At 42.7% G+C, this 21,637-nt stretch carries 19 protein-coding genes; 8 read left to right on the top strand and 11 right to left on the bottom strand.

The window, feature by feature from the left end; all coding sequences use genetic code 11:
- Nucleotides 1-84: 84 nt before the first annotated feature.
- Nucleotides 85-1,011 (top strand): TIGR01212 family radical SAM protein, encoded by a 927-nt coding sequence (locus BN3456_RS13935; RefSeq protein ID WP_089985060.1) that lies wholly within the window; start codon nucleotides 85-87, stop codon nucleotides 1,009-1,011.
- On the top strand, nucleotides 1,004-1,516 hold the full coding sequence (locus BN3456_RS13930) for a DUF4364 family protein (protein ID WP_089985057.1): 513 nt from the start codon (nucleotides 1,004-1,006) through the stop codon (nucleotides 1,514-1,516). Before BN3456_RS13935 ends, BN3456_RS13930 begins: the two co-directional genes overlap by 8 nt.
- Here the strand turns inward: BN3456_RS13930 and BN3456_RS13925 are convergent.
- From BN3456_RS13925 to BN3456_RS13915, 3 genes are all read right to left on the bottom strand, one after another.
- Nucleotides 1,493-2,809 carry a replication-associated recombination protein A gene (locus tag BN3456_RS13925; protein WP_089985569.1) on the bottom strand — a complete coding sequence of 439 codons (1,317 nt, stop codon included), beginning with the start codon at nucleotides 2,807-2,809 and terminating at the stop codon, nucleotides 1,493-1,495. The two genes, BN3456_RS13930 and BN3456_RS13925, sit on opposite strands and share 24 nt — an antisense overlap.
- A gap of 35 nt (nucleotides 2,810-2,844) precedes the next feature.
- Nucleotides 2,845-3,564 carry a polysaccharide deacetylase family protein gene (locus BN3456_RS13920; protein WP_347458068.1) on the bottom strand — a complete coding sequence of 240 codons (720 nt, stop codon included), beginning with the start codon at nucleotides 3,562-3,564 and terminating at the stop codon, nucleotides 2,845-2,847.
- Nucleotides 3,565-3,730: 166 nt separating this feature from the next.
- Nucleotides 3,731-4,582, bottom strand: coding sequence for an AraC family transcriptional regulator (locus BN3456_RS13915; RefSeq protein ID WP_089985055.1), 852 nt, complete (start codon nucleotides 4,580-4,582; stop codon nucleotides 3,731-3,733).
- Between the two features lie 213 nt (nucleotides 4,583-4,795).
- Here BN3456_RS13915 and BN3456_RS13910 point away from each other — a divergent pair, with 213 nt between their 5' ends.
- On the top strand, nucleotides 4,796-6,001 hold the full coding sequence (locus BN3456_RS13910) for a galactokinase (protein WP_089985052.1): 1,206 nt from the start codon (nucleotides 4,796-4,798) through the stop codon (nucleotides 5,999-6,001).
- A gap of 14 nt (nucleotides 6,002-6,015) precedes the next feature.
- The gene (galT, locus tag BN3456_RS13905) at nucleotides 6,016-7,506 is read left to right on the top strand and encodes a UDP-glucose--hexose-1-phosphate uridylyltransferase (RefSeq protein WP_089985050.1); all 1,491 of its coding nucleotides are present in this window, start codon (nucleotides 6,016-6,018) and stop codon (nucleotides 7,504-7,506) included.
- Here galT and BN3456_RS13900 read toward each other — a convergent pair.
- Both BN3456_RS13900 and BN3456_RS13895 read right to left on the bottom strand, forming a co-directional pair.
- A complete protein-coding gene (locus BN3456_RS13900; RefSeq protein ID WP_089985567.1) occupies nucleotides 7,490-8,089 on the bottom strand; it encodes a flavin reductase family protein in 600 nt (199 codons plus the stop codon). The two genes, galT and BN3456_RS13900, sit on opposite strands and share 17 nt — an antisense overlap.
- A 26-nt stretch (nucleotides 8,090-8,115) precedes the next feature.
- A complete protein-coding gene (locus tag BN3456_RS13895; protein ID WP_089985047.1) occupies nucleotides 8,116-9,768 on the bottom strand; it encodes a putative manganese-dependent inorganic diphosphatase in 1,653 nt (550 codons plus the stop codon).
- A gap of 169 nt (nucleotides 9,769-9,937) precedes the next feature.
- Between BN3456_RS13895 and BN3456_RS13890 the strand changes: the two genes are divergently transcribed.
- The gene (locus tag BN3456_RS13890; protein ID WP_089985044.1) at nucleotides 9,938-10,765 is read left to right on the top strand and encodes an Mrp/NBP35 family ATP-binding protein; all 828 of its coding nucleotides are present in this window, start codon (nucleotides 9,938-9,940) and stop codon (nucleotides 10,763-10,765) included.
- Nucleotides 10,766-10,983: 218 nt separating this feature from the next.
- On the opposite strand, the gene BN3456_RS13885 is transcribed toward BN3456_RS13890, so the two are convergent.
- The 5 genes from BN3456_RS13885 to mdcA form a co-directional block, all read right to left on the bottom strand.
- Entirely contained in the window at nucleotides 10,984-12,249 is a 1,266-nt protein-coding gene (locus BN3456_RS13885; RefSeq protein ID WP_089985041.1) for an SLC13 family permease, read from the bottom strand.
- Between the two features lie 167 nt (nucleotides 12,250-12,416).
- Nucleotides 12,417-13,385: a D-2-hydroxyacid dehydrogenase gene (locus BN3456_RS13880; protein ID WP_089985039.1), complete on the bottom strand. Its 969-nt coding sequence runs from the start codon at nucleotides 13,383-13,385 to the stop codon at nucleotides 12,417-12,419.
- A 16-nt stretch (nucleotides 13,386-13,401) separates the two neighbouring features.
- Nucleotides 13,402-14,301, bottom strand: a complete 900-nt coding sequence (locus BN3456_RS13875) for a sugar phosphate isomerase/epimerase family protein (protein ID WP_089985037.1) — start codon at nucleotides 14,299-14,301, stop codon at nucleotides 13,402-13,404.
- 75 nt (nucleotides 14,302-14,376) lie between these two features.
- A complete protein-coding gene (locus tag BN3456_RS13870; protein ID WP_176699211.1) occupies nucleotides 14,377-15,816 on the bottom strand; it encodes an aldehyde dehydrogenase family protein in 1,440 nt (479 codons plus the stop codon).
- A 44-nt stretch (nucleotides 15,817-15,860) separates the two neighbouring features.
- Nucleotides 15,861-17,507, bottom strand: a complete 1,647-nt coding sequence (gene mdcA / locus BN3456_RS13865) for a malonate decarboxylase subunit alpha (RefSeq protein WP_089985032.1) — start codon at nucleotides 17,505-17,507, stop codon at nucleotides 15,861-15,863.
- 112 nt (nucleotides 17,508-17,619) lie between these two features.
- On the opposite strand from mdcA, the gene BN3456_RS13860 reads away from it, so the two are divergent.
- On the top strand, nucleotides 17,620-18,507 hold the full coding sequence (locus BN3456_RS13860; RefSeq protein WP_089985029.1) for a LysR family transcriptional regulator: 888 nt from the start codon (nucleotides 17,620-17,622) through the stop codon (nucleotides 18,505-18,507).
- A 218-nt stretch (nucleotides 18,508-18,725) separates the two neighbouring features.
- Here BN3456_RS13860 and BN3456_RS13855 read toward each other — a convergent pair whose 3' ends face one another.
- A complete protein-coding gene (locus tag BN3456_RS13855) occupies nucleotides 18,726-19,424 on the bottom strand; it encodes a S1 RNA-binding domain-containing protein (protein WP_347458067.1) in 699 nt (232 codons plus the stop codon).
- Nucleotides 19,425-19,723: 299 nt separating this feature from the next.
- Here BN3456_RS13855 and BN3456_RS13850 point away from each other — a divergent pair, with 299 nt between their 5' ends.
- Nucleotides 19,724-20,365, top strand: a complete 642-nt coding sequence (locus BN3456_RS13850) for a DUF542 domain-containing protein (RefSeq protein ID WP_089985025.1) — start codon at nucleotides 19,724-19,726, stop codon at nucleotides 20,363-20,365.
- Nucleotides 20,366-20,383: 18 nt separating this feature from the next.
- A complete protein-coding gene (locus BN3456_RS13845; RefSeq protein ID WP_089985022.1) occupies nucleotides 20,384-21,571 on the top strand; it encodes an MBL fold metallo-hydrolase in 1,188 nt (395 codons plus the stop codon).
- The last annotated feature ends 66 nt before the right edge of the window (nucleotides 21,572-21,637 follow it).

Raw genomic sequence — 21,637 nt, 5'->3', positions numbered from 1 at the left:
TTGTCTCATGTTCCTCCTTGCACTGTATTTCTATGAGTGTTATGATAATGGATAGATAATTAAAAAGTTTAAGGGGCGACGCAGATGAACCGCTGGGCAGAAAAACGTTACCATTCACTGGATTATGATTTAAAAAACACCTTTGGAGAAAAGGTTTATAAAATCGTATTAAACGGCGGCATGACCTGCCCAAACCGTGACGGCAGCATTGGCCAAAATGGCTGTATTTTCTGCAGCAGCAAGGGCTCTGGCGACTTTGCAGACGACGCCGGCGCCACCATTTCGGAACAGCTTGCAGCGGGAAAACAAGCTTTAGAAAAGAAGCGCCCGGTACACTCATATATTGCGTATTTTCAGGCTTTTACTAATACATATGCTCCCGTTGTGTATCTGGAGAAGTTATATCGGGAGGCCATCAGGGACCCTCAGGTCAAGATTCTTTCCATCGCAACCAGGCCTGACTGCCTGGGTGAAGATGTTCTTGCTCTTCTTGGAAGAATGAATCAGATAAAACCTGTATGGATAGAGCTGGGGCTTCAGACGATTCATCCTAAAACTGCATCATACATCCGCAGAGGATATGAGCTTCCTGTTTTTGATGAAGCAGTTCGAAATTTGCGGGATTTGGGAATTACAGTAATCGTTCATACCATCCTCTGCCTTCCGGGAGAATCCTCCGAAGACATGCTGGAGACTCTGGATTATCTGAACCAGATGAATATACAGGGCATTAAATTACAGCTTCTCCATGTCTTAAAAGATACGGCTCTTGCCGCCGAATTTATAAAGCAGCCCTTCTATATCCCCGATATGATGGAGTATATCCAACTTCTGGGTATTTGTATTGCCCGCCTGGATCCCCGTATTACCATACACCGTCTGACAGGGGACGGGCCCGAAGATCTGCTGATTGCCCCTCTCTGGACCAGCAATAAGAGAACTGTTTTAAACACACTGCACCGTTACCTGAAGGAGCAGGATATATGGCAGGGAAAGGAATATTATGACTGAAACATTTACCTTATATAAGCTGATTGTATTGTACATGCTGGAGAAAGTAGACTTTCCGCTTACTACCTCCCAGATATCAGAATTCATATTGGATAAAGGTTATACAACCTATTTTAAACTGCAGGAAGCCCTGTCGGACATGGTAGATTCCGGACTGCTGAAAGTAGAGGCAACCCATAACCGCACACTGTATCACCTGACAGAAAACGGGGCTGAGACTATACGTTTTTTCGCGAATAAAGTATCACCCGGCATCCAAAAAGACATCAATGAATTCCTGAAAGAAAAAAAATATGATCTGAAGGAAGAATCCGCTGTCAAATCAGACTATTACCTGAACACAAATCACGAGTATGAGGTCAGCTGTCAGATTGTGGAAAACGGTTTCAGCCTGATTGATTTAAAAATAGCTGTCCCTACGAAAGCAGAAGCTGAAACCATCGCCAATAACTGGGCCGGAAATAGTCAGACCATCTATGCGTTACTCCTGTCTAAGCTTCTCTAAATATTCTCTGATTGTCTTTTCATATCCCAGGGCGCCTGGTTCATAGAATCTGGCGTCTTTGATTTCATTGGGAAGATACTGCTGTTTTACATAATGTCCGGGATAATCGTGGGCATACTTGTAGCCGGTCCCGCGCCCCATTTTCTGTGAGCCTTTATAATGTGCGTCCTGTAAGTGGGAAGGAACAGTTGTCTTCTGCCCCTTTACACTTTCATTCGCCGCAAATATCGCATTTACCGCAGAATTACTTTTGGGAGCGCATGCCACATAAGTCACAGCTTGGGAGAGGATAATCTGTGATTCCGGCATTCCTATACGCTCCACCGCCTGGGCAGCCGACACCGCGACTGTGAGTGCCATCGGGTCTGCATTTCCCACATCCTCCGAAGCACAAATCATTATCCGCCGGGCAATGAACTTAACATCTTCCCCGGCATACAACATTTTAGCCAGATAATAGACTGCCGCATCAGGATCAGAACCCCTCATGCTTTTTATAAAAGCTGATATTATATCATAGTGGTTGTCGCCTGCTTTGTCGTAGTGTACCACCCTCTTCTGGATGCATTCGGAAGCTGCCTCCAAGTTGAGATGAATGAGTCCGTCTTCGCTCCTCTGCGTAGTCAGCACTCCCAGTTCCACTGCATTTAGAGCCTGTCTGGCATCCCCCCCTGATACATCGGCGAGAAACTCCAGGGCATCATCATCAATTTCCGCCTTGAAACTGCCCATTCCCTTATCTTTGTCATATACTGCGCGTTTTAGAAGGATTTTGATTTCTTCCCGGCTCAGCGTCTTCAGTTCAAATATGCTGGATCTTGACAACAGGGCACTATTTACTTCAAAGTAAGGATTCTCCGTTGTGGCCCCTATAAGTGTTATAGTACCGTCCTCCACATAAGGAAGCAGATAATCCTGCTGTCCTTTATTGAACCTGTGAATCTCATCGATGAACAGAATCGTCTTTTTCTGGTACATACCCAGCAGGTCTTTTGCCTCTTTAATGACTTCTTCCATGTCTTTCTTTCCGGCAATCGTAGCGTTGATCTGCCTGAACTGTGCACTGGTGGTGTTGGCGATTACCTTTGCAAGTGTTGTCTTTCCTGTACCGGGAGGTCCGTAAAAAATCAGGGAACTCAGCTTATCCGCTTTGATCGCCCTGTACAGCAGTTTGTCTCTCCCTATAATGTGCTGCTGCCCCACTACTTCATCCAATGTGCCTGGGCGCATCCTGGAGGCAAGGGGTGCCTCCTTTTCCTTATTGGTCTCTCTCATATAATCAAACAAATCCATTGTTCTCACCATGCTTTCTCTTACTCTATAGTACACTAATTCAACATCAATTTATCTACTGTCACAAATTCAAACCCTTCCGCTTCCAGCAAATCAATAATGCGAAGGGCCGCTTTTATGGAACTGTCATAGCAGTCATGTAATAAAATGATATCATTTTCTCTCGCTTTCGTCACTACCTTATTGACAATTTCGTCTGTATTTGCCGTTGCCCAATCCAGTGGATCAATCGTCCACATAACCGGCAGCACGTGAACTTCCTGTTCCAGCTTTTTCTGCCACAGGCCAAAAGGAGGCCTCATATATTCTACTTCCTGGCCTGTTATATTCTTGATTGCATTATTGCCCATCACAATCTCCTGATAGGCAGTCTCATTACTCACTCTGGTAATTTCTACATGATGGTATGTATGGTTTCCGATCAAATGCCCTTCTTCATACATACGTTTCACGATTTCACAGTTGTGATCTTTCTCCACATTCTGCCCAATCAGAAAAAAAGTGGCTTTTACGCCTCTTTCTTTGAGTCCGTCCAGAAGGGTGGGAGTACAGTCTGCACTGGGTCCATCATCAAATGTAATCGCTATTTTAGGCTTTTCTTCTGTGCCAGCTGCATGCACATTGTCATTTGGGTCAGAGGCCTCCTGCGCCTTCTCTTTTGTATGATTCTTTGTAAAGGGTGTCGGGCAAACCAGTGCCAACAATAAAAGCACATAGACAAGTCCCACTCCCTGCATCATTTTTTTTAAACGCAAACAACATACAGTCCTTTATAAGTACTTCTTTATAAATATATGCATTATTGCAAACTTTTATAGATAATATGATATCGAAAATAAGATGGGAAGGCTATTCCCATAGCAGAGATTGCTGCTGCCGCGCTCTTTTCACTTCTATTCAAAAGGAAAATGCGATTAAAAATTAATGTTTTAAAAGAGTCGTGAGATAGTTTCTCCGATATTTTGACGGGCTTTGACCTGTATGCTTTTTAAAAGCTTTTGAAAAGTATAGGTTACTTTCAAATCCAACAGAATATGCTATGGCTGCTATAGACAGTGTGGTTTCCTTCAGCAGTCGTGAGGCCTGTTTAATGCGGAAGTCGCTCAGGTATTCTTTCGGAGACAGGTGCAGACATTCCCTGAAAACACGGTAGAGATGGCTCCGGCTGATTCCCACATAATCCGCCACTTCCTCTATCGATATAGGATATGAATAACCTGTGGATATGTACGCCTTGGCTTTCTCCACATAACTGAACCGAATATCCTTTAACTGCTCTGCTTGGACGGCATACTGCATGAATGTGGCAAGCAGAGTATATAGGGCACCCGTCATTGCTGCCGCTGCTTCATAGCTGTTTCCTTTCACCTCATATATTCGAGTCAGCTGTTTGTATAAAAGCCCCTTCGGAGGGCCGTCATTGTAAATCACGGGATGTTCCCTCGCAAAACCTGTAGAATGAATGATTGATGCTGCATCTCCGCCCATGAAACCCACCCATGCATATTCCCACGGATCCTGTATATCAGCATAATATCTTACCTCAGTATCCGGGTAAAGTATAAAGGTGTCCCCGGCAAAAAGATGGTATGTTTTCCCATTCACAATATAATAACCTCTGCCCGAAATAATGTGGTGAATGCAATAATGATTCCTTACTCCCGGTCCCCACTGATATCCAGGCTCGCACTTCTGATGGCCTACATTGTAGACCGACAGCGATGTCATGAGGTTCTCTCCTGCTTTATAGGAATGCTTGTAGACATCTTCCATGTTCTTTTCTCCTCCCGTAGACCAGATTCTAAGCCATCATATGACCGAACCCTAATTCTCATTATACCCTTTCGTTTTGCATTGATGCAACATAATTACATATTTTTGAGCAGTTTTTTTATATACATTTCTTTCCCTTCCCTCTATAATAATGTCAAGTAAATGCAATTGAATTTTTGCAGCATGTTTATCTGACGAAAGTGAGGTTTTTATATGAAAGAACAATTGGCTTCAATATTTGGAAAACTATTCGGAAATGCAGACGGCGCCAGTTTTTATTTTTCCCCGGGCCGGGTCAATCTAATTGGCGAACATACTGATTATAATGGAGGGCATGTCTTTCCCTGTGCACTTACCCTTGGAACATACGGTATCGCACGTAAACGCACAGACAGGACAATGCACTTTTATTCCATGAACCTGGACAGCTTCGGTGTAGTCGAAGCTTCTATTGATGATCTGACAAATAAACAAGATTATGGATGGGCCAACTACCCCCTGGGTGTTGTATGGGCCTTTGCCCAAAGGAAAGTCATTCTAAATACCGGCTTTGATATGGTAATATGGGGGAATATTCCAAACGGTTCCGGCCTCTCGTCTTCCGCTTCTCTTGAGGTATTGACCGGAATTATCCTGATGGATTTGTTTGACGTTCATAAATTCAGTAGGACTGACCTGGCACTCATCTGCCAATATTCCGAAAATAATTTTAACGGCTGCAACTGTGGGATTATGGATCAGTTTACCGTAGCTATGGGGAAAATGTACAATGCTATTTTCCTGGATACTGCCACACTGCAATATGAATATGCTCCCATTGAACTGGAAGATGCGAAAATCATTATCACAAACAGTAAAGTAAAGCACAGCCTGGTAGATTCAAAATATAATGAACGCCGGCAGGAATGTGGGGCAGCTCTGGCCGCACTGCAGCAAGAGCTGGATATTGATTCTCTGGGAGATCTGGATATGGACACTTTTGATAAATTCAAGGAAGTCATCAAAGACCCGGTTCTGATAAAGCGGGCAAAGCATGCCGTTTCCGAAAACCAGCGTACCATTGAAGCGGTGGAAGCACTAAAAAGCGGCAATATCACGCAGTTCGGAGTGCTCATGAATAAATCACATATTTCTCTGCGGGATGACTACGAGGTATCCTGTGAAGAGATTGACATTCTCACAGATCTTGCCTGGTCTGTTCCCGGCGTAATCGGCTCCAGAATTACGGGAGGCGGTTTCGGAGGATGTACAGTCAGCATTGTAAAAAATGACAGTATAGACGCATTTATTGAAACAGTTGGAAGAACCTACAAAAGCAAGGTAGGGCACGATGCAGATTTTTATACTGTGGACATTGGCGATGGAGCCCGTAAACTGGATGCTTCACAACTGCTGTTTTGCAGTACTAAAAGAGATTAACGGAGGCAGTATCTATGTTATATGAAGCAATCAAAAAATTAGTACAGTATGGAATTCAAACCGGACTGACTCCAGAGTGTGAACGTATATATACAGTCAACCTTCTTTTGGAACTTTTTGGAGAAGATAACTATGAAGACACCCCCTGTGATTTAGAACATATTGTGTTAGAGGATATATTAAAGGAACTGCTGGATGAAGCCTGTCGGCGTGGAATCATAGAGGACAGCATTTTACACAGGGATTTATTTGATACGAAACTGATGAACACTTTAATGCCGCGCCCTGCCCAGGTTCAGGCGCAGTTCTGGGAAAAATACAAAGAATCTCCCCGATCAGCTACTGATTATTATTATAAATTGAGCCAGGATAGTGATTATATACGCAGATACCGTATCAACAGGGATATAAAGTGGACGGTAGATACAGAATTCGGCACACTGGATGTCACCATCAACCTTTCAAAACCGGAGAAGGATCCGAAAGCAATCGCCGCTGCCAAAAACGCAAAAGCTTTATCCTATCCCAAATGCCTTCTCTGTATGGAAAATGAAGGATATGCCGGGAGGTCCAATCATCCGGCCAGGGAAAACCACCGCATTATTCCCATTTCCATACAGAACAGGCCCTGGGGATTTCAATATTCTCCCTATGTATATTACAATGAACACTGTATAGTACTGAATAAAGAACACGTTCCCATGAAGGTAGAAAAAGAAACATTCGAGAAACTATTTGAGTTTGTAAAACTGTTCCCCCATTATTTTGTAGGGTCCAACGCCGATCTTCCCATTGTGGGGGGCTCCATTTTAAGCCATGAGCATTTTCAAGGTGGAAATTATACCTTTCCCATGGAAAAGGCTCCTGTTATCCGTACCTTTGAAGTGAAGAATTATGAGGATATCACCACCGGAATTATAAAATGGCCTCTTTCAGTTATCCGGTTACAGGGACAGGACGAAAAGCGGGTAGCACAACTTGCAGCCCACATTCTTCGTACATGGAGAGGCTATACAGACGAAGACTCTTTTATCTTTGCTCAGACAGATGGAACGCCTCACAACACAATCACTCCAATAGCAAGAATGCGTGGCAATCAATATGAACTGGATCTGACACTCCGCAATAATATAACAACCGAGAGATATCCACTGGGAGTCTATCACCCTCATAATAATCTGCACCATATAAAAAAAGAAAATATCGGTCTGATTGAAGTCATGGGTCTGGCAGTACTGCCCTCCCGCCTTAAGGATGAGATGGACCAGCTGAAAAATTATATTCTCGAAGGGGAAAATATCCGAAACAATAAGACACTTGCAAAACATGCAGACTGGGTGGAGGGATTTCTCCCGGCTTACAGCCAGGTGAATCAAAATAATATAGATTTCATCTTAAAGCAGGAAATCGGCAAGGTATTCTGTCAGGTTCTGAAGGATGCCGGTGTGTACAAGTATACAGAAAAAGGACTGCAAGCCTTCGAAAGATTTATTTCTTCCCTGTAGATTTCTTTTTGCCTTTTGTGCTTTTCCGCACACTATATCCAAATGTTCCGAGGGTGTTTCCCAAAGAAAGATATTCACCGTGGGAATATGCCAGAAGGCCTGTTTTATTGAGTTCAAATTTATTTGTCTTATTCATATAGACATCATCCACCTGAACTCCCCTGACCTCAGCAATAAACATGTGATGGCTGCCCAGCTCTTTTACCTCTGTTACTCTGCATTCTATATTCACAGGGCACTCTTGTATAATCGGGGCATACTCCAGATTTTTAGCTTTTCCCGGAGTAAGTCCCGTCTCTTTCCATTTATTCACATCTTTTCCCGACCGTACGCCACAGTAATCTGTGACCTTTACCAGTTTTTCTGTTGTAAGATTGATAACGAACTCTCCGGTATTCTTTATCATTTGATAAGAATACCTCTCCGGCCTTACAGAAATGTAGACCATAGCCGGATTTGTGCAAATAGTGCCCGTCCAGGCAACAGTCAGAATGTTCTGTTTTCCCTTTAAGTCTCCCGTACTCACCATTACGGCAGGCAGAGGGTACAGCATGTTTCCCGGTTTCCATAATTGTCTGCTCATTTTCTTTTCCTTTCTATTCTCTGCCACTACTGCTGCAATGCTCCTACCAGCGTAGGCACAAGCTGCTTCTTCCTCGATACAACACCTTTTAATACAATATCTTCCGTATCTTCATTCAAGTCAAAAGCCATAAGCACCTTGCTCAGGGACTCGGGACCACAGCACAAAAGCTTCGTAGATTCGGTCACAATATCCGTCAACATGAAGAATATCATATCCAGATTATTTTTCTTTCTAACCTCTTCCAAATGAGGCAGTACCGTTATTTTTATTCCTTCCAGTTCTTCAGTGCTCATAGAGTTAACCTGCCCCACACCTATAACCGTCTCATTCACCGTAAATTGTTTGAAATCCAGGAAAATAATTTCTTCTGCACTCTTTCCTTTGAGGTTACTGCCTGCATTGAACATTTCCAGTGCCAGTTCCTCTATGTTAATCTTCCCAATCTCTGCCAGTTTCCGCGCTGCCGTCTCATCCAGAGGGGTACAGGTAGGCGAACGGAACATCAGCGTGTCCGATATAATCGCTGAACATAAAAGTGATGCTGTAACTGGCTCAATCTCTACTCCTTCTTCCTGATACATTTGGTAAATAATCGTAGCGGTACATCCTACCGGCTGATTTCTGAAAAATACAGGCCCGATAGTCTGAATGCTGCTCAGCCTATGGTGATCGATAATCTCTAACACTTCTGCCTCTTCCACTCCGTCCACGGCCTGGCTCTTTTCATTATGATCCACCAGGATAACCTGTTTTCTTCTACTGTTCAAAAGTCTTCTTCTTGAAATAAACCCCAAAAAGTTTCTACTTTCATCCAGAACAGGAAAGTCTCGGAACTTCTTTGTCGCCATCACTGCTTTCACATCATCTACGTAATCTTTCATGCCGAATGTGACAAGACCTTCTTTTGTCATAAAGCAATTTACCGGAATGCTTTGATTGATTAGCCTTGCTACCGTAAAAGTATCGTGAGGTGTACTGATAATAACAGTCTCTTTTCTCCTTGCCTGCTCTATAACATCTTCTGAAATCTCCGCACTCTGACACACAACGATGCAGCTCACATTCAAATCAAGAGCATCCTGCTGAACATTTGGTCTGTTTCCCAGAATCAGTAAATCGTCCTTCTCTACAAAGTCAGCCATCAACTCCCTGCCCGAAGCTGCAATTGCCACCTTCCCCCTTGACATAAAACGATGGTCATTCCCCACAACAACTTTCCCGCCAATGGTGCTGGCAATATTGCGGTACTGTGTTCTGGATTCAGACAAAATAGAGCTGTCATACACATCCATATAGGAGGTTGCAATGTCACCGATTGTAATCAGGCCTTCCAGCTTTCCTCCCCGGGTGACAGGCAATGTCTTAATATTCAGTTCCTTCATCCGGGCCCAGGCTGTCCTAATAGAGACACAGCCGCCTATCCCCTCAATTTTCCTTAATTCCACATCCTTTACCTGAACACGCAGGTCAGAAAGAAGTTTTGGAGTCTTTACTTTGAACCGCTCCAGTACATACTGCGTCTCCTCATTAAGCTGCCCTGCCCTCCGGGGAGTATATATTTCCCCTGTCAGTTTTGACTTTAGATCAGCATAGGCTATCGCAGAACAAATAGAATCAGTATCAGGGTTTTTATGGCCCACTACATATATTTTCTTTGTATTTACCATGTTATTCATCTCATATCCCCCTTTTACCATTGTTATCATTACATAATACATACTAAGATTGCCATTTTTTATGGAATTCGTCAACCAAAAATTGAAAATAATATGCTATAATAAACAAATACACAGTTAGCTGTGCCGATTACACTAATATAAAGTAAGAAAGAGTAGGTAGATAAATATGGCAGAAGAATATAACAGCGGCTGCAGCCAGGAATCTTGTTCTGGATGTGCCCAGGCCGGGACATGTCAAAGTAAAAAAGCCGATTTTGGCGCACCTGCAAATGCACATTCACAGGTAAAGCGGGTAATAGGTGTCATCAGCGGAAAAGGCGGTGTCGGTAAATCACTGATTACCGGCTCCCTTGCAAGAATGATGCGCGAGAAAGGATATACAGTAGGAATTCTGGATGCCGATATTACAGGGCCGTCCATACCCAAGATGTATGGCGTGCACGAGATGGCCAAAGGAACGGAAGATGGAATATTCCCCTGTGTCGCAAAAGACGGAACAAGGATAATGTCTGTAAACCTTTTAATGGAAGATGAAGATGCTCCGGTCATATGGAGAGGACCTGTTATTTCCGGAGTTGTAACCCAATTCTGGACAGATGTTATGTGGGGCGATTTGGATTACCTGTTTGTAGATATGCCGCCGGGAACCGGAGATGTCCCACTTACCGTATTTCAGTCTCTTCCCGTAGACGGAGTTGTAATTGTGACTTCCCCTCAGGATCTTGTCCGTATGATTGTAAAGAAAGCTTACAATATGGCAAAACAGATGAATATTCCGGTACTGGGAGTGGTGGAAAATTACAGCTATGTAAAATGTCCTGACTGTGGCAAGAAAATCAACGTATTCGGCGAGAGCCACCTGGAGGAAATTGCCGCAGAATTAGAAATTCCGGTACTCGGGAAAATGCCAATAGATACGAAAATTGCCGAGGCTGTAGAAGAAGAGAAATTCTATGAGACAGAAAACCCGTATCTGCAGTATACCGAGCTTTAACCCACACCTTCTAAATTAAGCCTTTTTGTTCTTCTCCGGCGAAAGAGTTTTTGGGTATATTAGTATAAAACAAAGCTTAAGAGCAGACCTTTGCATTGTTGATCTGCTCTTATTTTTGTGCTATTATTTTCTATCCGCAAATATGCTATAACATTAAGAGTTTGGATGATTCCTCTGTCATATGCCAGACCGATGCAGTTTCTGATTGATATTTTTTCCTATACAAACCACCGAAAATACCCTGTAAGTGCAATTAATGCTATAAAAACAATACTGACTGCCGCCCATGCAAATAATTCCACAAACAGCTTATCTGCTTTATATTTTTGGGAGAACTCCGAGTCACCGCCAATCGCCCCCATGATCAGAGCACCTGCTGTGGAAGCCGGGCTTAAACCTGCGCTGGAGGAAGTAAAGCCGATAGCCGCCACGATTTCCAGTACAGTTACATTACCTCCCACCTGTTCAATGATATTACCTACCGTCGGTACCAGTGTGGGAATTACAACCCCCAGCGTGGAACTAAACCAAGACAAGATACCTGCAGTAACTCCACTTAGGGCGGAGGCTGTCGCTGGTGTCATGATACTTCCAAGGAAACCAGACAGTATATCGATACCACCGCACGCAATAACCAGATTCATCAAAACGCCAACTCCTGTCACCAGGATAATTGTTCCCCAGGGTACATTTTTAATCGCAACACTTTCATCGCAGACCTTCAGAAGAATCAGTACTGCAGATACACTTAAGGCCGCCAATCCCGTCTCATACTTGAATATGAGAATCAGTACTGCCATCACCAGCATACCACCTAAAGACAAAATCTGCTGCCTCGTAAAATGTTGCTCAAATCCCGTAATATAGATGTCGGATGCTTTTACTTTGTAACCTTTATACCATATGTATGCAAGCACAGAGAGGATAACTGCCAAAATAGTTACACTTAAACACAATGGGAACATGATATTCTCCGTGTACCCCTGTTCCGCTAAAAGAGACGTAACCAGATTTCCCTCTACGGTCAGCATGGTAAAACGTCCGGCGTTTGCTGCATGTACGCCGATAGCAGCAAGCATGACAGGATGAAAACCCGTCTCATGAGCGATTGGAATAACCAGTACCGCGATGAGAGCCGCCGTTGGAATCAATCCGGGACCGCTGGCAGAAACCAGCCACGAGAAAACAAATACAATGATTGGTACCAGTACGACCGCGCGTCCCGTCTTCGCGATCACCTTCTTCATCAGAAGTTCCAGTGCACCGTTGGACCGTACAATTGCGAATAGAAGCGTCACTCCTGCAAGCGTCAGAAACAGCGATCCACTAAATCCGGCTATGACTTCCTTTCCTGTAAATAACCCACTACCGTACCCAAGAATGACCGCGAACAAAATTGCGATTACCCCTACGTTAATCTTTCGGAAAAATCCTATTAAAATTGCCAATACCAACAGTAACAGAGATATACCAGCTATACCCATACTATAATACTCCTTTCACATACAATTGTAAAAGTCCCTCCCCGGATCGGTATGTTTTACATTTTTTGGCACCTATATTTTAATTGTCTGCATATTATACAAGCTTTCTATTAGATTATATTCTGTTGTATGAGCTTTCATAATCTTTATCTTTTGTATATCTATTTCTATTGTTGATTCACTACATTAACCGGTTTACCTTCCACAAATGCCTTCAAATTATTGACTGCAATATTCATCAAACGCTGTCTGCTTTCCTTTGGGGCCCAAGAAATATGAGGTGTAATAAAACAATTCTTTGCGTGAAGCAGAACATTGTCCGCATTGATTGGTTCTGTGGACACAACATCCAAGCCAGCTGCATAGACTTTTCCTGAGTCCAGTGCGTCCTTTAAATCTTGTTCTACGATAAGCGGACCGCGAGAGTTATTTAAGATGATGACACCCTCCTTCATCTTTGCTATATTTCCCCTGTTAATCATTCCTTTCGTTTCAGGGAATAGTGGACAATGCAGTGCAATAACATCTGACTGAGCAAAAAGAGTATCTCTGTCCACATAAGCAGCAATGGCTTTTCCGGACTCGCTCTTAAATTCATCGTTTGCAATAACATTCATTCCAAGAGCCTTAGCAATGCGGCCTGTTGTTTGCCCGATACGCCCAAACCCGACGATACCCATGGTCTTTCCTGCCAGTTCGATAAGCGGATAATCCCAGAAACACCAATCGTCATTGCTGCTCCATCTGCCTCCATGTACAGCATCTGAGTGATGTCCTATGTGGTGGCAGATTTCCAGCAGCAGTGCAATGGCAAACTGTCCCACGGCATCGGTTCCATAGGTGGGAATATTAGTAACCGGGATGCCCTTTGCTTTTGCAGTGTCAACGTCTACCACATTATACCCGGTTGCCAGCACGCCTACATATTTGATGTGCAGACATTTTTCAAAGACCTCTTTCGGGATGGGGGTCTTATTAGTAATAACAACCTCTGCATCCCCAACTCTGTCAATCGTCTCCTGGGTATCTGTGAGAGATGTTCTGTCATATACCGTAAGTTCCCCCAGTGCTTCCATTTCCTCCCAGCTGAGATCGCCGGGATTCTCTGTATATCCATCTAGAATAACAATCTTCATGCTATACTCCTCCTTCCTACTCTGCCAGTGCCCATGCTCTGTTGATAACTCGTTTTGTATTAGCAAGAATTAAATCACAATCTTCCTCACCCCACGGCTTCACTTCAAACGACAGTACATATGGTTTATCTGCACAAAGGAAGCCCTCCTGCTTCAATACTGTAAAAAAGTCCGTTAGCTCCTTTATATCATTAGCACTATTTTGGAAGCCAAATCTCGGATGCTGATCGCCATACGCCTCGCATCCTTTCTTAACCACGGCGTTTCCAATATGGAAATGTGTAATATACGGACGCAGAGTTTGAATAACAAATTTAGATGTTTCATAGGTCGTCGGGAAGTGAGATAAATCCACTAAAAGCCCAAAGTTGTTATTTGTCTTACGCATATCTGCCGCAAATTGTGCCGCATAAGGTGCAGGACCAATGAGAGCTGCTTTATCCATATCAAAATCGAAGATTTCGAGCTCCACCATCATGCTTTTGGACGCTGCATAGTCACATACATTTCTTGTTGTCTTTATGAGCTGGATGTATGCCTGATCTTTCGTCTCTTCCTGCCATTTTCCAGCCAAGAAAGCTATACCTTTGGCACCGAGATACTCTGCCTCGTCTACAGCTTCTATCAAGGTAGTCTCCGCTTTCTTCCTCTCCTCTTCGGCAATGTCATTGGGGTTTAATCCTGGTCCCAAGAGTCTTGGCTGGGCACCGTAGCAAACTCTCATGTGAGCCTGTTCCAACATGTTTTTTACTTTTTCTCTTGTCCCATCATCCGCTATTTTTGATATTTCCAGCGCATCAAAAAATTCATCACACGCTATAGTCTTTACAGAATCCAGAAGTTCGTAGCTGTTTGGCGGATGGCTCATCCACTGGATGGTTCCAATCTGAAAATATTTATGAATTGATTCTGTCATGATCCTTCACTCCTACTCTTAAATTTTCGTTACCTATCTGAGAAGTTACATTTACAAACTTTTTGGAAAAACTATCTATGGCTGGAATATCATGTTTCTCACTTTTTCTGAGTATAGACTTTCCTCCGTCGGAATTATTTCCTCCACCGGTCTGGAGACTGTCGTCGTGTTAGTGATGTCTCTCCACGTCACATTTCTGCAGGTGCTGTTTCCGCCCCATGTGGCACATCCAAGAGACATAGTAATCGGTAGTCCGTTGAAGTACGCACCCGAGTTTCCAAGCGACTGTGGCTGGTTTACCAGAATTCTTGCCACTTTAATCCGAAGCGCCATCTGATTTATCTTTAAATCATCCTTAGTATGTATACCGCAACTATGTCCGTTTCCCTGATAATCCAGGATTCTCTCCATCTTCTCAAGGCCATCTTCAAAGTCCTTTGCCTTGATTAGACTTACAACCGGGCACAGTTTCTCACCTGTTGTCACAAACTCCTTTCCAACGCCATCCAACTCTTCTAACAATAGAAACTTGGTTGAGAACGGAAGTGTAATCCCTGCAAGCTCTGCTATAGTCTGAAGGCTTCTCGCTGCAATCTTGCGGTTAAGCTTATGGTTTGCCGGCCACTCTGGCCAAATCGTCTTAACCAGCGCTTCTTTTTCCGGGGAACCATTTTCAATTAGATATCCTCCCTCATTTCTGCAGGCTTCAACAAAATTATCGTATATAGCCTCGTTGGCGATGATATTATTCTCTGAAGAACAGCTGGAGGAATTATCAAATATCTGAGATTTACAAATCTTTGCCGCTGCATCTTTAACATCCGCCGTGTCATCGATGTAAGTAGTCGCGTTGCCGGCTCCGACACCGATCGTTGGCGTCCCAGAAGAATACGCAGTCTTCACGAGTCCCGATCCACCAGTTGTTACGAGAAAATCACACTGCTTCATCATCTCTGCAGCACATGGGCGGCCCACATACTCCGGATCAACACAGATCACCAGATCCTCTGGTGCCCCCATCTGTTTTAATACATTTCTTAAGTAATTCACTACATACACAGCAGTATTCTTTCCGCTTCTGTGGGGGGAGATGATCAGCGCATTTCTGCTCTTTAATATCCACAGCGTCTTTACAATTGGGGTTGCCTCACCATTGGTAACTGGAGTGATAGCTCCAATTACACCCATAGGTTTTATGTAGGTTACCAGATTTTTATCAGAATCTGTTTCAATGATGCCTACAGATTTTTCACCTTTCATGTCACGATATACGCCCATAGCCTTATTGCGAATCTTGTTAAATTTGTCCTCATATACGCCCATTTTAGACTCTTCTACCAGCATTCTGGCCGCTTTCTTTCTAAAATCCTCATTACAGGCAGCATAAGATACCGCCTCACATAACTCGTCAACCCTCTCCTGATTATAAGTCTCTGCAATCTTCTGCGCTGCGCTCGCTCTCGCCACCAGACCTTTCATATACTCTTCATAATTTGATTCCTGCTGCTCTGCCATCTTCGTTTCTCCTCTCATTTTTTATTCATATATGTTTTTGTATCTTACCAGTTCCTAAATTTCGGCGGTGCCTTGTAAAGACCTTCGGACCAATCTGTGATTTCCTTCATGTTCTTTGCCGCCAGCCGCTCTCTGGTTGCCTCGGACGGATCAATGCCCAAGTCCTCAGGGAACATCACTTTGCCTGCTGCCCGAAGCTCATTTATCTCCTTAGTTGTAATCGTGTGTCCAATCGGTGTGTCTCCTGCCACTGCCGCAATAATCTTTTTTCTCTCTTCAACATTTTCAGCCATGTATACATAACCAAGTCCGACTTCTGTAATCAAGTGTGTCAAATCCTCTCCATAAATCATTACAGGGGGCTCCGGGAAGCCTGCCTGTTTTCCCACCTTTACTGCATCCAGCTCTTCCACAAAGGTTGGCCCGGCCTTAGTCTGCGTACGGACAATCTGTGTTACCAGCTTCCGTCCTTTGGCCATCGGGTCGCTCCTATCAAGAATCATGCTGTCCCAGGCTGATGAGGAATGTCTTCTTCCATGAGGATTGGATCCCATATTCGGCGCTCCGCCAAAGCCTGTAATCCTGCCTTTGGTGACAGTAGAGGAATTACCCATCCCATCCATCTGTAAGGTGGCACCTGTGAACATATCCATACCGTAGAGCCCGGCCATCTGTGCATAGCAGCGGTTAGACCTCAAACTTCCGTCAATACCGGTAAAAAACACATCCGGTCTTGCTGCCACATAATCCTCCATACCAGCCTCGCTCCCAAATGCGACCACACTCTTAATCCATCCAGTCTCAATTGCCGGAATCATCGCTGGAATTGGATTAGAAACCCAGTTCGTACATATTTTGCCTTTGAGTCCCAGCTCCTCACCATAGGTCGGAAGCAGAAGCTCAATTGCCGCTGTATTAAATCCAATACCGTGATTCATTCTCGTTACAAGATGCTTTGCATAGACTCCCTTTATGGCCATCATACCCTGCAACACATGTACATCTTTGATATACTGCGGGTCACGGGTCATTAGAGGTTCAATGATACTCGGGTCTTTGGTGGGCACTACAAAATCAACCCATTCCCCCGGAATATCAATCCTCGTAACCTTATCTACCAGTTTATTTACCTGTACAATAACGATGCCACTCTTAAATGCAGTTGCTTCAATAATCGTCGGAGTTTCTTCTGTGTTATTGCCGGTATATAGGTTACCGTTCTTATCTGCTTCCTCTGCAACACAAAGGCATACATTGGGAATTAAGTCTGTAAACAGCCGGCTGAACAGTTCAAGATATGTATGAATGGCTCCAATCTTAATTGTTCCTGCCTTAATCATCATCGGTAATCTCTTTGCGGAATTCCCAGCAAAGGAAAAATCTAATTCTCTTGCAATTCCCAGTTCAAAGATGTCCAAATGTTCCTCCATTTGCGGAGCAGACATCACAATATGTAAATCATGTACTTTCCTCGAGTCTACCTTAGCAAGTCCTTTTGACAACTGAACTGCCTGTTTCTGGTTATCTCCTTCAATAACTACAATCTCGCCAGGCAGGATTGCCGTCTCTAAAAGGTCCACAATCTGATCCTCCCCTATTACCTTTCCATCTGAAAAGCGGCAGATTGTTTCTATTTTCCCCCTTTTCTTCTTTTGCTGAGTATTCCACTCCGTTACTTCATGTCTGATCATTTGCATTTCTCCTTTCACTTTTCATTACATTTAATAAATTATTGAATATTTATTTTTTTGCGCTATATAATGTAAAAATCCCAAAAAAGAATATTTATTAGGAGGTAAAGAATTGAAACTCTCGCAGCTCCGGTATTTTAAAACCATTTGTAAATATAACAACATAACCCGTGCATCGAATGAATTGCACGTTTCTCAGCCCAGCCTTTCTAATGTCATCAAAGATCTGGAAGACGAATTCGGTGTTACTTTGTTTTACCGGCTGAGCAAAGGACTTATTCTTACAAAAGAAGGAACTCTTTTTCTGGACAAGGCATCTGATATATTAGAACAGGCAGATGCGCTTATATCAGAAATGACCGCTATGGGAAATACAAATCCAGCAGTCAATCTTGGGTTACCGCCCATGGTCGGATCCCTGGTTTTTCCAGATATTCTGGCGAATCTGCAGGAGGCTTATCCCAACACCCGGCTTTCTATTATCGAACACGGCTCCCTCACTAATAAATCCATGGTGACAGACGGAACTCTCGACGCAGCCATCATATCCAGTACCGGACCGCTGTCTTCAGCACTTAACTACATCGATATATGTAATCTGGATGTCCTGTTCTATACATCCATCGAAAACCCAATTGCCTGTATGACTGAGATTAATTTTGAACAGCTTCGCAATATTCCTCTGGTATTGCTAAATGAGGACAGCTTCATCACTTCCTTCGTGGTCCAGCACTTTCGACAGTATAACCTGCAGCCGAATATTCTCTTTCATACAGACCAGTTACACACGATTCAAAAGCTGGTGGATAATAATACAGCATCTACTTTCCTATACGACGGTACTTTGTCCCCCAACGAAAACATCGTTTCAATCTCTCTTTCTGACTGCCCGAATATTAGGGCGCGTCTGATTTGGAATAAAAATCGAAAGCAGAAAAGTGGGATGAAAAATTTAATTAATTTCATGCATAACCGTTCTGAATCAAGGCAGTTCTCATAGGTTGTGTCCTTCTTATAATTAATATATGGAAAAGCCGTTATTAGTTTAATACCAGAGTGTTATCATGATATAGGTATTTTTTATATCAATTTTGTCTTTGATTTCGACACAAAAAAAACTCCTTCTTAACAAGAATCTTAATATCATTATTCTTGTTAAAAAGAAGTTATTTTCTATCAAAAGCTCAAATTTCCTTGCCCTGTGCTCTTGAATAATTGCTACAGTTTTAAGTTTTTAAATAAATCACCTAAATTTGTTCCGATTTGTTCACTCTTGGGAAGCTCTACTTTTTCTGCTGCTTCTTCCTGGGAGTCCTCAAGAGCCTTTATACTCAGACTGATTTTCCCATCCTTAACTCCAATAACTTTAACTTTGACAGAATCGCCTACTTTAAGTACTTCTCCCGGAGTCTTAATATGCTTTTTAGAAATCTGTGAAATATGAACGAGCCCGGAAAGATGATCTTTCAGATTGACAAATGCACCATAGCTTTGCAGACTATCTACCTTACCTTCCATGACTGTACCAATCTTAATATTCTCAATCTGTTCTTTTCGTGCCTGTTTTTCTTTCTCTTTTAATATTTCGCGGGCAGACAATACAAGGCGGTTATTAGCCTGATCGACTTCAATAACTCGTACTTCCATGTCTTTCAGCAAATATGTCTCCAGATCTTCGATATAGGAAAGTGAAAGCTTTGATGCCGGGATGAATCCGCGCAGTCCCTCCACCATCGCTATAGCTCCGCCATTTACAATGCCTTCTACTTTAATCGGTAAAATGGTCTTCTTCTCCATATAATCAAGAACTCGATTCCATGGGTTGGCATCGTCAAAATGTTCTTCATAGTCTGCCATTGTCTCTTCACGCTCTTCCCTTGTCTGTAACTCTTCTGATTTCATCTTTTCACTCATCATAGCACCTCAACTTTTTCTTTCATAATTCGTATAAATCACATGTTTTAAGTATAACATAGCTGACACCAAAAAAACACCTAATCTTGAAATTTTAAACAGATGAATTCCTTTGCACGATTGATTTTGGAACGCAGTGAACGAATCCATGACACAACTATATAAAGCATATGGGACAAAACAAATAAAGCTTATAAATTCCGAAAAATTGAAAAACTTGATTCAAATCAATGTTTTTATTTCCTTTGTTGGGTATACTCTACTTAAACAAAGAATTATCCAATGAAAAGGAGGTGTTTTTTATGATTACTAAAGAAATGACTGTAGCAAAGGCTATACAGGACAATCCAGAGATTATTCAAATTCTGTCCGATGAAAACATCGATTACTGCTGTGGAGGAAACAGACCTCTGGCAACAGCCCTCGAGGAAAAGAAACTGGATGTAGATTCTTTTATTAATTTGCTGAACCGCCAGAAGAAAAATGTTAATGTAACAGAAAACCCCTTGGATTTAAGCAAGAAAGATTTAATTGCTTATATCGTGAAAACACATCATGTACCGGAACTTAAATGGATAGACGAAATGGATAAAAGTCTGCAAAAACTCATAAATGTCCACTATGAGAATCACGGGAAAGAACTTTCAGATGTCTATGATACTTTTTTATCAATAAAGGCGGACTTAATTCCTCATTTTGCAAAAGAGGAACAACGTGAATTTCCGGATTTTACAGCAGGCAATGATGTGGATTTTTCTGAACTGGAGAGGGAACATGAGCACGTAGGCAATATGCTGAAAAGCCTTGCCGAGAAAACCAACAACTATACCGCTCCAGCGGATGGATGTGCAACCTATCAGTTTACTTTCAAACAGTTGAAGGATTTACAGGATGATATTCACAATCACATATTCTTAGAAAACAGTATATTATTTGTAAAATAAATCAGGAGGAATGACACAATGAAAAGAACAATAAAAGGTAATGTAAGCTGGATTGGTTATATAGATTGGGAACTGGAACATTTTCATGGAGACGACTATTCCATTTTTAATGGTTCAAGTCAAAATGCATATCTGGTAGAAGAAGAGAAAACGGTATTAATAGATACTGTATGGGCTCCTCACAGATTTGAATTTATAGAGAATTTAAAGAAAGAAATCGACTTAAATAAAATTGATTATATTATAGCTAATCACGGAGAGGTGGATCATTCCGGAGCCCTTGTAGAATTGATGAAGGAAATTCCCGATACGCCTGTCTACTGTACCGCTAACGCTCTCAAAAGCCTGGAAGGGCAATTTGGTAAGCACGGATGGGACTTTCATGTTGTAAAAACCGGAGACTCCTTAGATATCGGCAACGGTAAAAAATTAATCTTTGTGGAAATGCGTATGCTGCACTGGCCGGACAGTATGGCGACTTATCTGACAAGTGACAATGTCTTATTCTCCAATGATGCTTTCGGACAGCACTACGCCGTGGAGGAGTTGTTCAACGATAAAGCTGACCAATGCCTGCTCAACAAAGAAGCCATGAAGTATTATGCGAATATATTAAATCCATTTTCTCCTCTGGTTTCTAAAAAGATTGATGAGATTGTGGGATTAAATATTCCGATTGACATGATTGCGCCAAGCCACGGGGCTATCTGGAGAGATAACCCCTTACAGATTGTGGAAAAATATGCCACATGGTCAAAGGCGTATCAGGAGGACCAGTTTACCATCATATATGATACGATGTGGCAGGGTACGGAAAAGATTGCTCACCGCATTGCAAAAGAAGTTCAGAACGTAAGCCCGGATACTGTTGTAAAAGTGTTTAATTGTTCAAAATCAGATAAAAATGAAATTATGACCGAGGTTTTTAAATCCAGAGCAATCGCAGTAGGCTCTCCAACCGTCGGCAATGATATACTGTCCAATTTGGCCGGGCTGCTTCATTTCTTGAAATCTTTGAAATTCAGGAATAAAAAGGCGGCTGTATTCGGCTGTTACGGATGGAGCGGCGAAGGAAACAAGGTTCTGGCAGAACAATTAAAGGACTCCGGATTCGATGTGGTCGATGAAAATATTAAATCGCTGTGGAATCCCGAAGCCGGGGATTTTGAGAAAGCCAATGCACTTGTAAAGGCTGTACTTGGATAGTGAACTTGTATATAAAAAACAGCAGTTTTATGGAGCAGGTATTTTTCTTCTGCCATAAAAGCTGCT

This window comes from Clostridium sp. C105KSO13 (assembly GCF_001517425.1).
Classification (GTDB): Bacteria; Bacillota; Clostridia; order Lachnospirales; family Lachnospiraceae; genus Muricomes.
This window is presented reverse-complemented; position numbering and strand designations above follow the sequence as displayed.

Excerpts from the sequence above, each read along its gene's own strand:
- BN3456_RS13900 (WP_089985567.1), bottom strand. The coding sequence starts at position 8,089 with ATGAGCAGACAATTATGGAAACCGGGAAACATGCTGTACCCTCTGCCT.
- BN3456_RS13855 (WP_347458067.1), bottom strand. The coding sequence starts at position 19,424 with ATGATGAGTGAAAAGATGAAATCAGAAGAGTTACAGACAAGGGAAGAG.
- BN3456_RS13880 (WP_089985039.1), bottom strand. The coding sequence starts at position 13,385 with ATGAAGATTGTTATTCTAGATGGATATACAGAGAATCCCGGCGATCTC.
- BN3456_RS13890 (WP_089985044.1), top strand. The coding sequence starts at position 9,938 with ATGGCAGAAGAATATAACAGCGGCTGCAGCCAGGAATCTTGTTCTGGA.
- BN3456_RS13885 (WP_089985041.1), bottom strand. The coding sequence starts at position 12,249 with ATGGGTATAGCTGGTATATCTCTGTTACTGTTGGTATTGGCAATTTTA.
- mdcA (WP_089985032.1), bottom strand. The coding sequence starts at position 17,507 with ATGATCAGACATGAAGTAACGGAGTGGAATACTCAGCAAAAGAAGAAA.
- BN3456_RS13925 (WP_089985569.1), bottom strand. The coding sequence starts at position 2,809 with ATGGATTTGTTTGATTATATGAGAGAGACCAATAAGGAAAAGGAGGCA.
- galT (WP_089985050.1), top strand. The coding sequence starts at position 6,016 with ATGTTATATGAAGCAATCAAAAAATTAGTACAGTATGGAATTCAAACC.
- BN3456_RS13875 (WP_089985037.1), bottom strand. The coding sequence starts at position 14,301 with ATGACAGAATCAATTCATAAATATTTTCAGATTGGAACCATCCAGTGG.
- BN3456_RS13850 (WP_089985025.1), top strand. The coding sequence starts at position 19,724 with ATGATTACTAAAGAAATGACTGTAGCAAAGGCTATACAGGACAATCCA.
- BN3456_RS13895 (WP_089985047.1), bottom strand. The coding sequence starts at position 9,768 with ATGAATAACATGGTAAATACAAAGAAAATATATGTAGTGGGCCATAAA.
- BN3456_RS13910 (WP_089985052.1), top strand. The coding sequence starts at position 4,796 with ATGAAAGAACAATTGGCTTCAATATTTGGAAAACTATTCGGAAATGCA.
- BN3456_RS13915 (WP_089985055.1), bottom strand. The coding sequence starts at position 4,582 with ATGGAAGATGTCTACAAGCATTCCTATAAAGCAGGAGAGAACCTCATG.
- BN3456_RS13870 (WP_176699211.1), bottom strand. The coding sequence starts at position 15,816 with ATGGCAGAGCAGCAGGAATCAAATTATGAAGAGTATATGAAAGGTCTG.
- BN3456_RS13845 (WP_089985022.1), top strand. The coding sequence starts at position 20,384 with ATGAAAAGAACAATAAAAGGTAATGTAAGCTGGATTGGTTATATAGAT.
- BN3456_RS13935 (WP_089985060.1), top strand. The coding sequence starts at position 85 with ATGAACCGCTGGGCAGAAAAACGTTACCATTCACTGGATTATGATTTA.
- BN3456_RS13930 (WP_089985057.1), top strand. The coding sequence starts at position 1,004 with ATGACTGAAACATTTACCTTATATAAGCTGATTGTATTGTACATGCTG.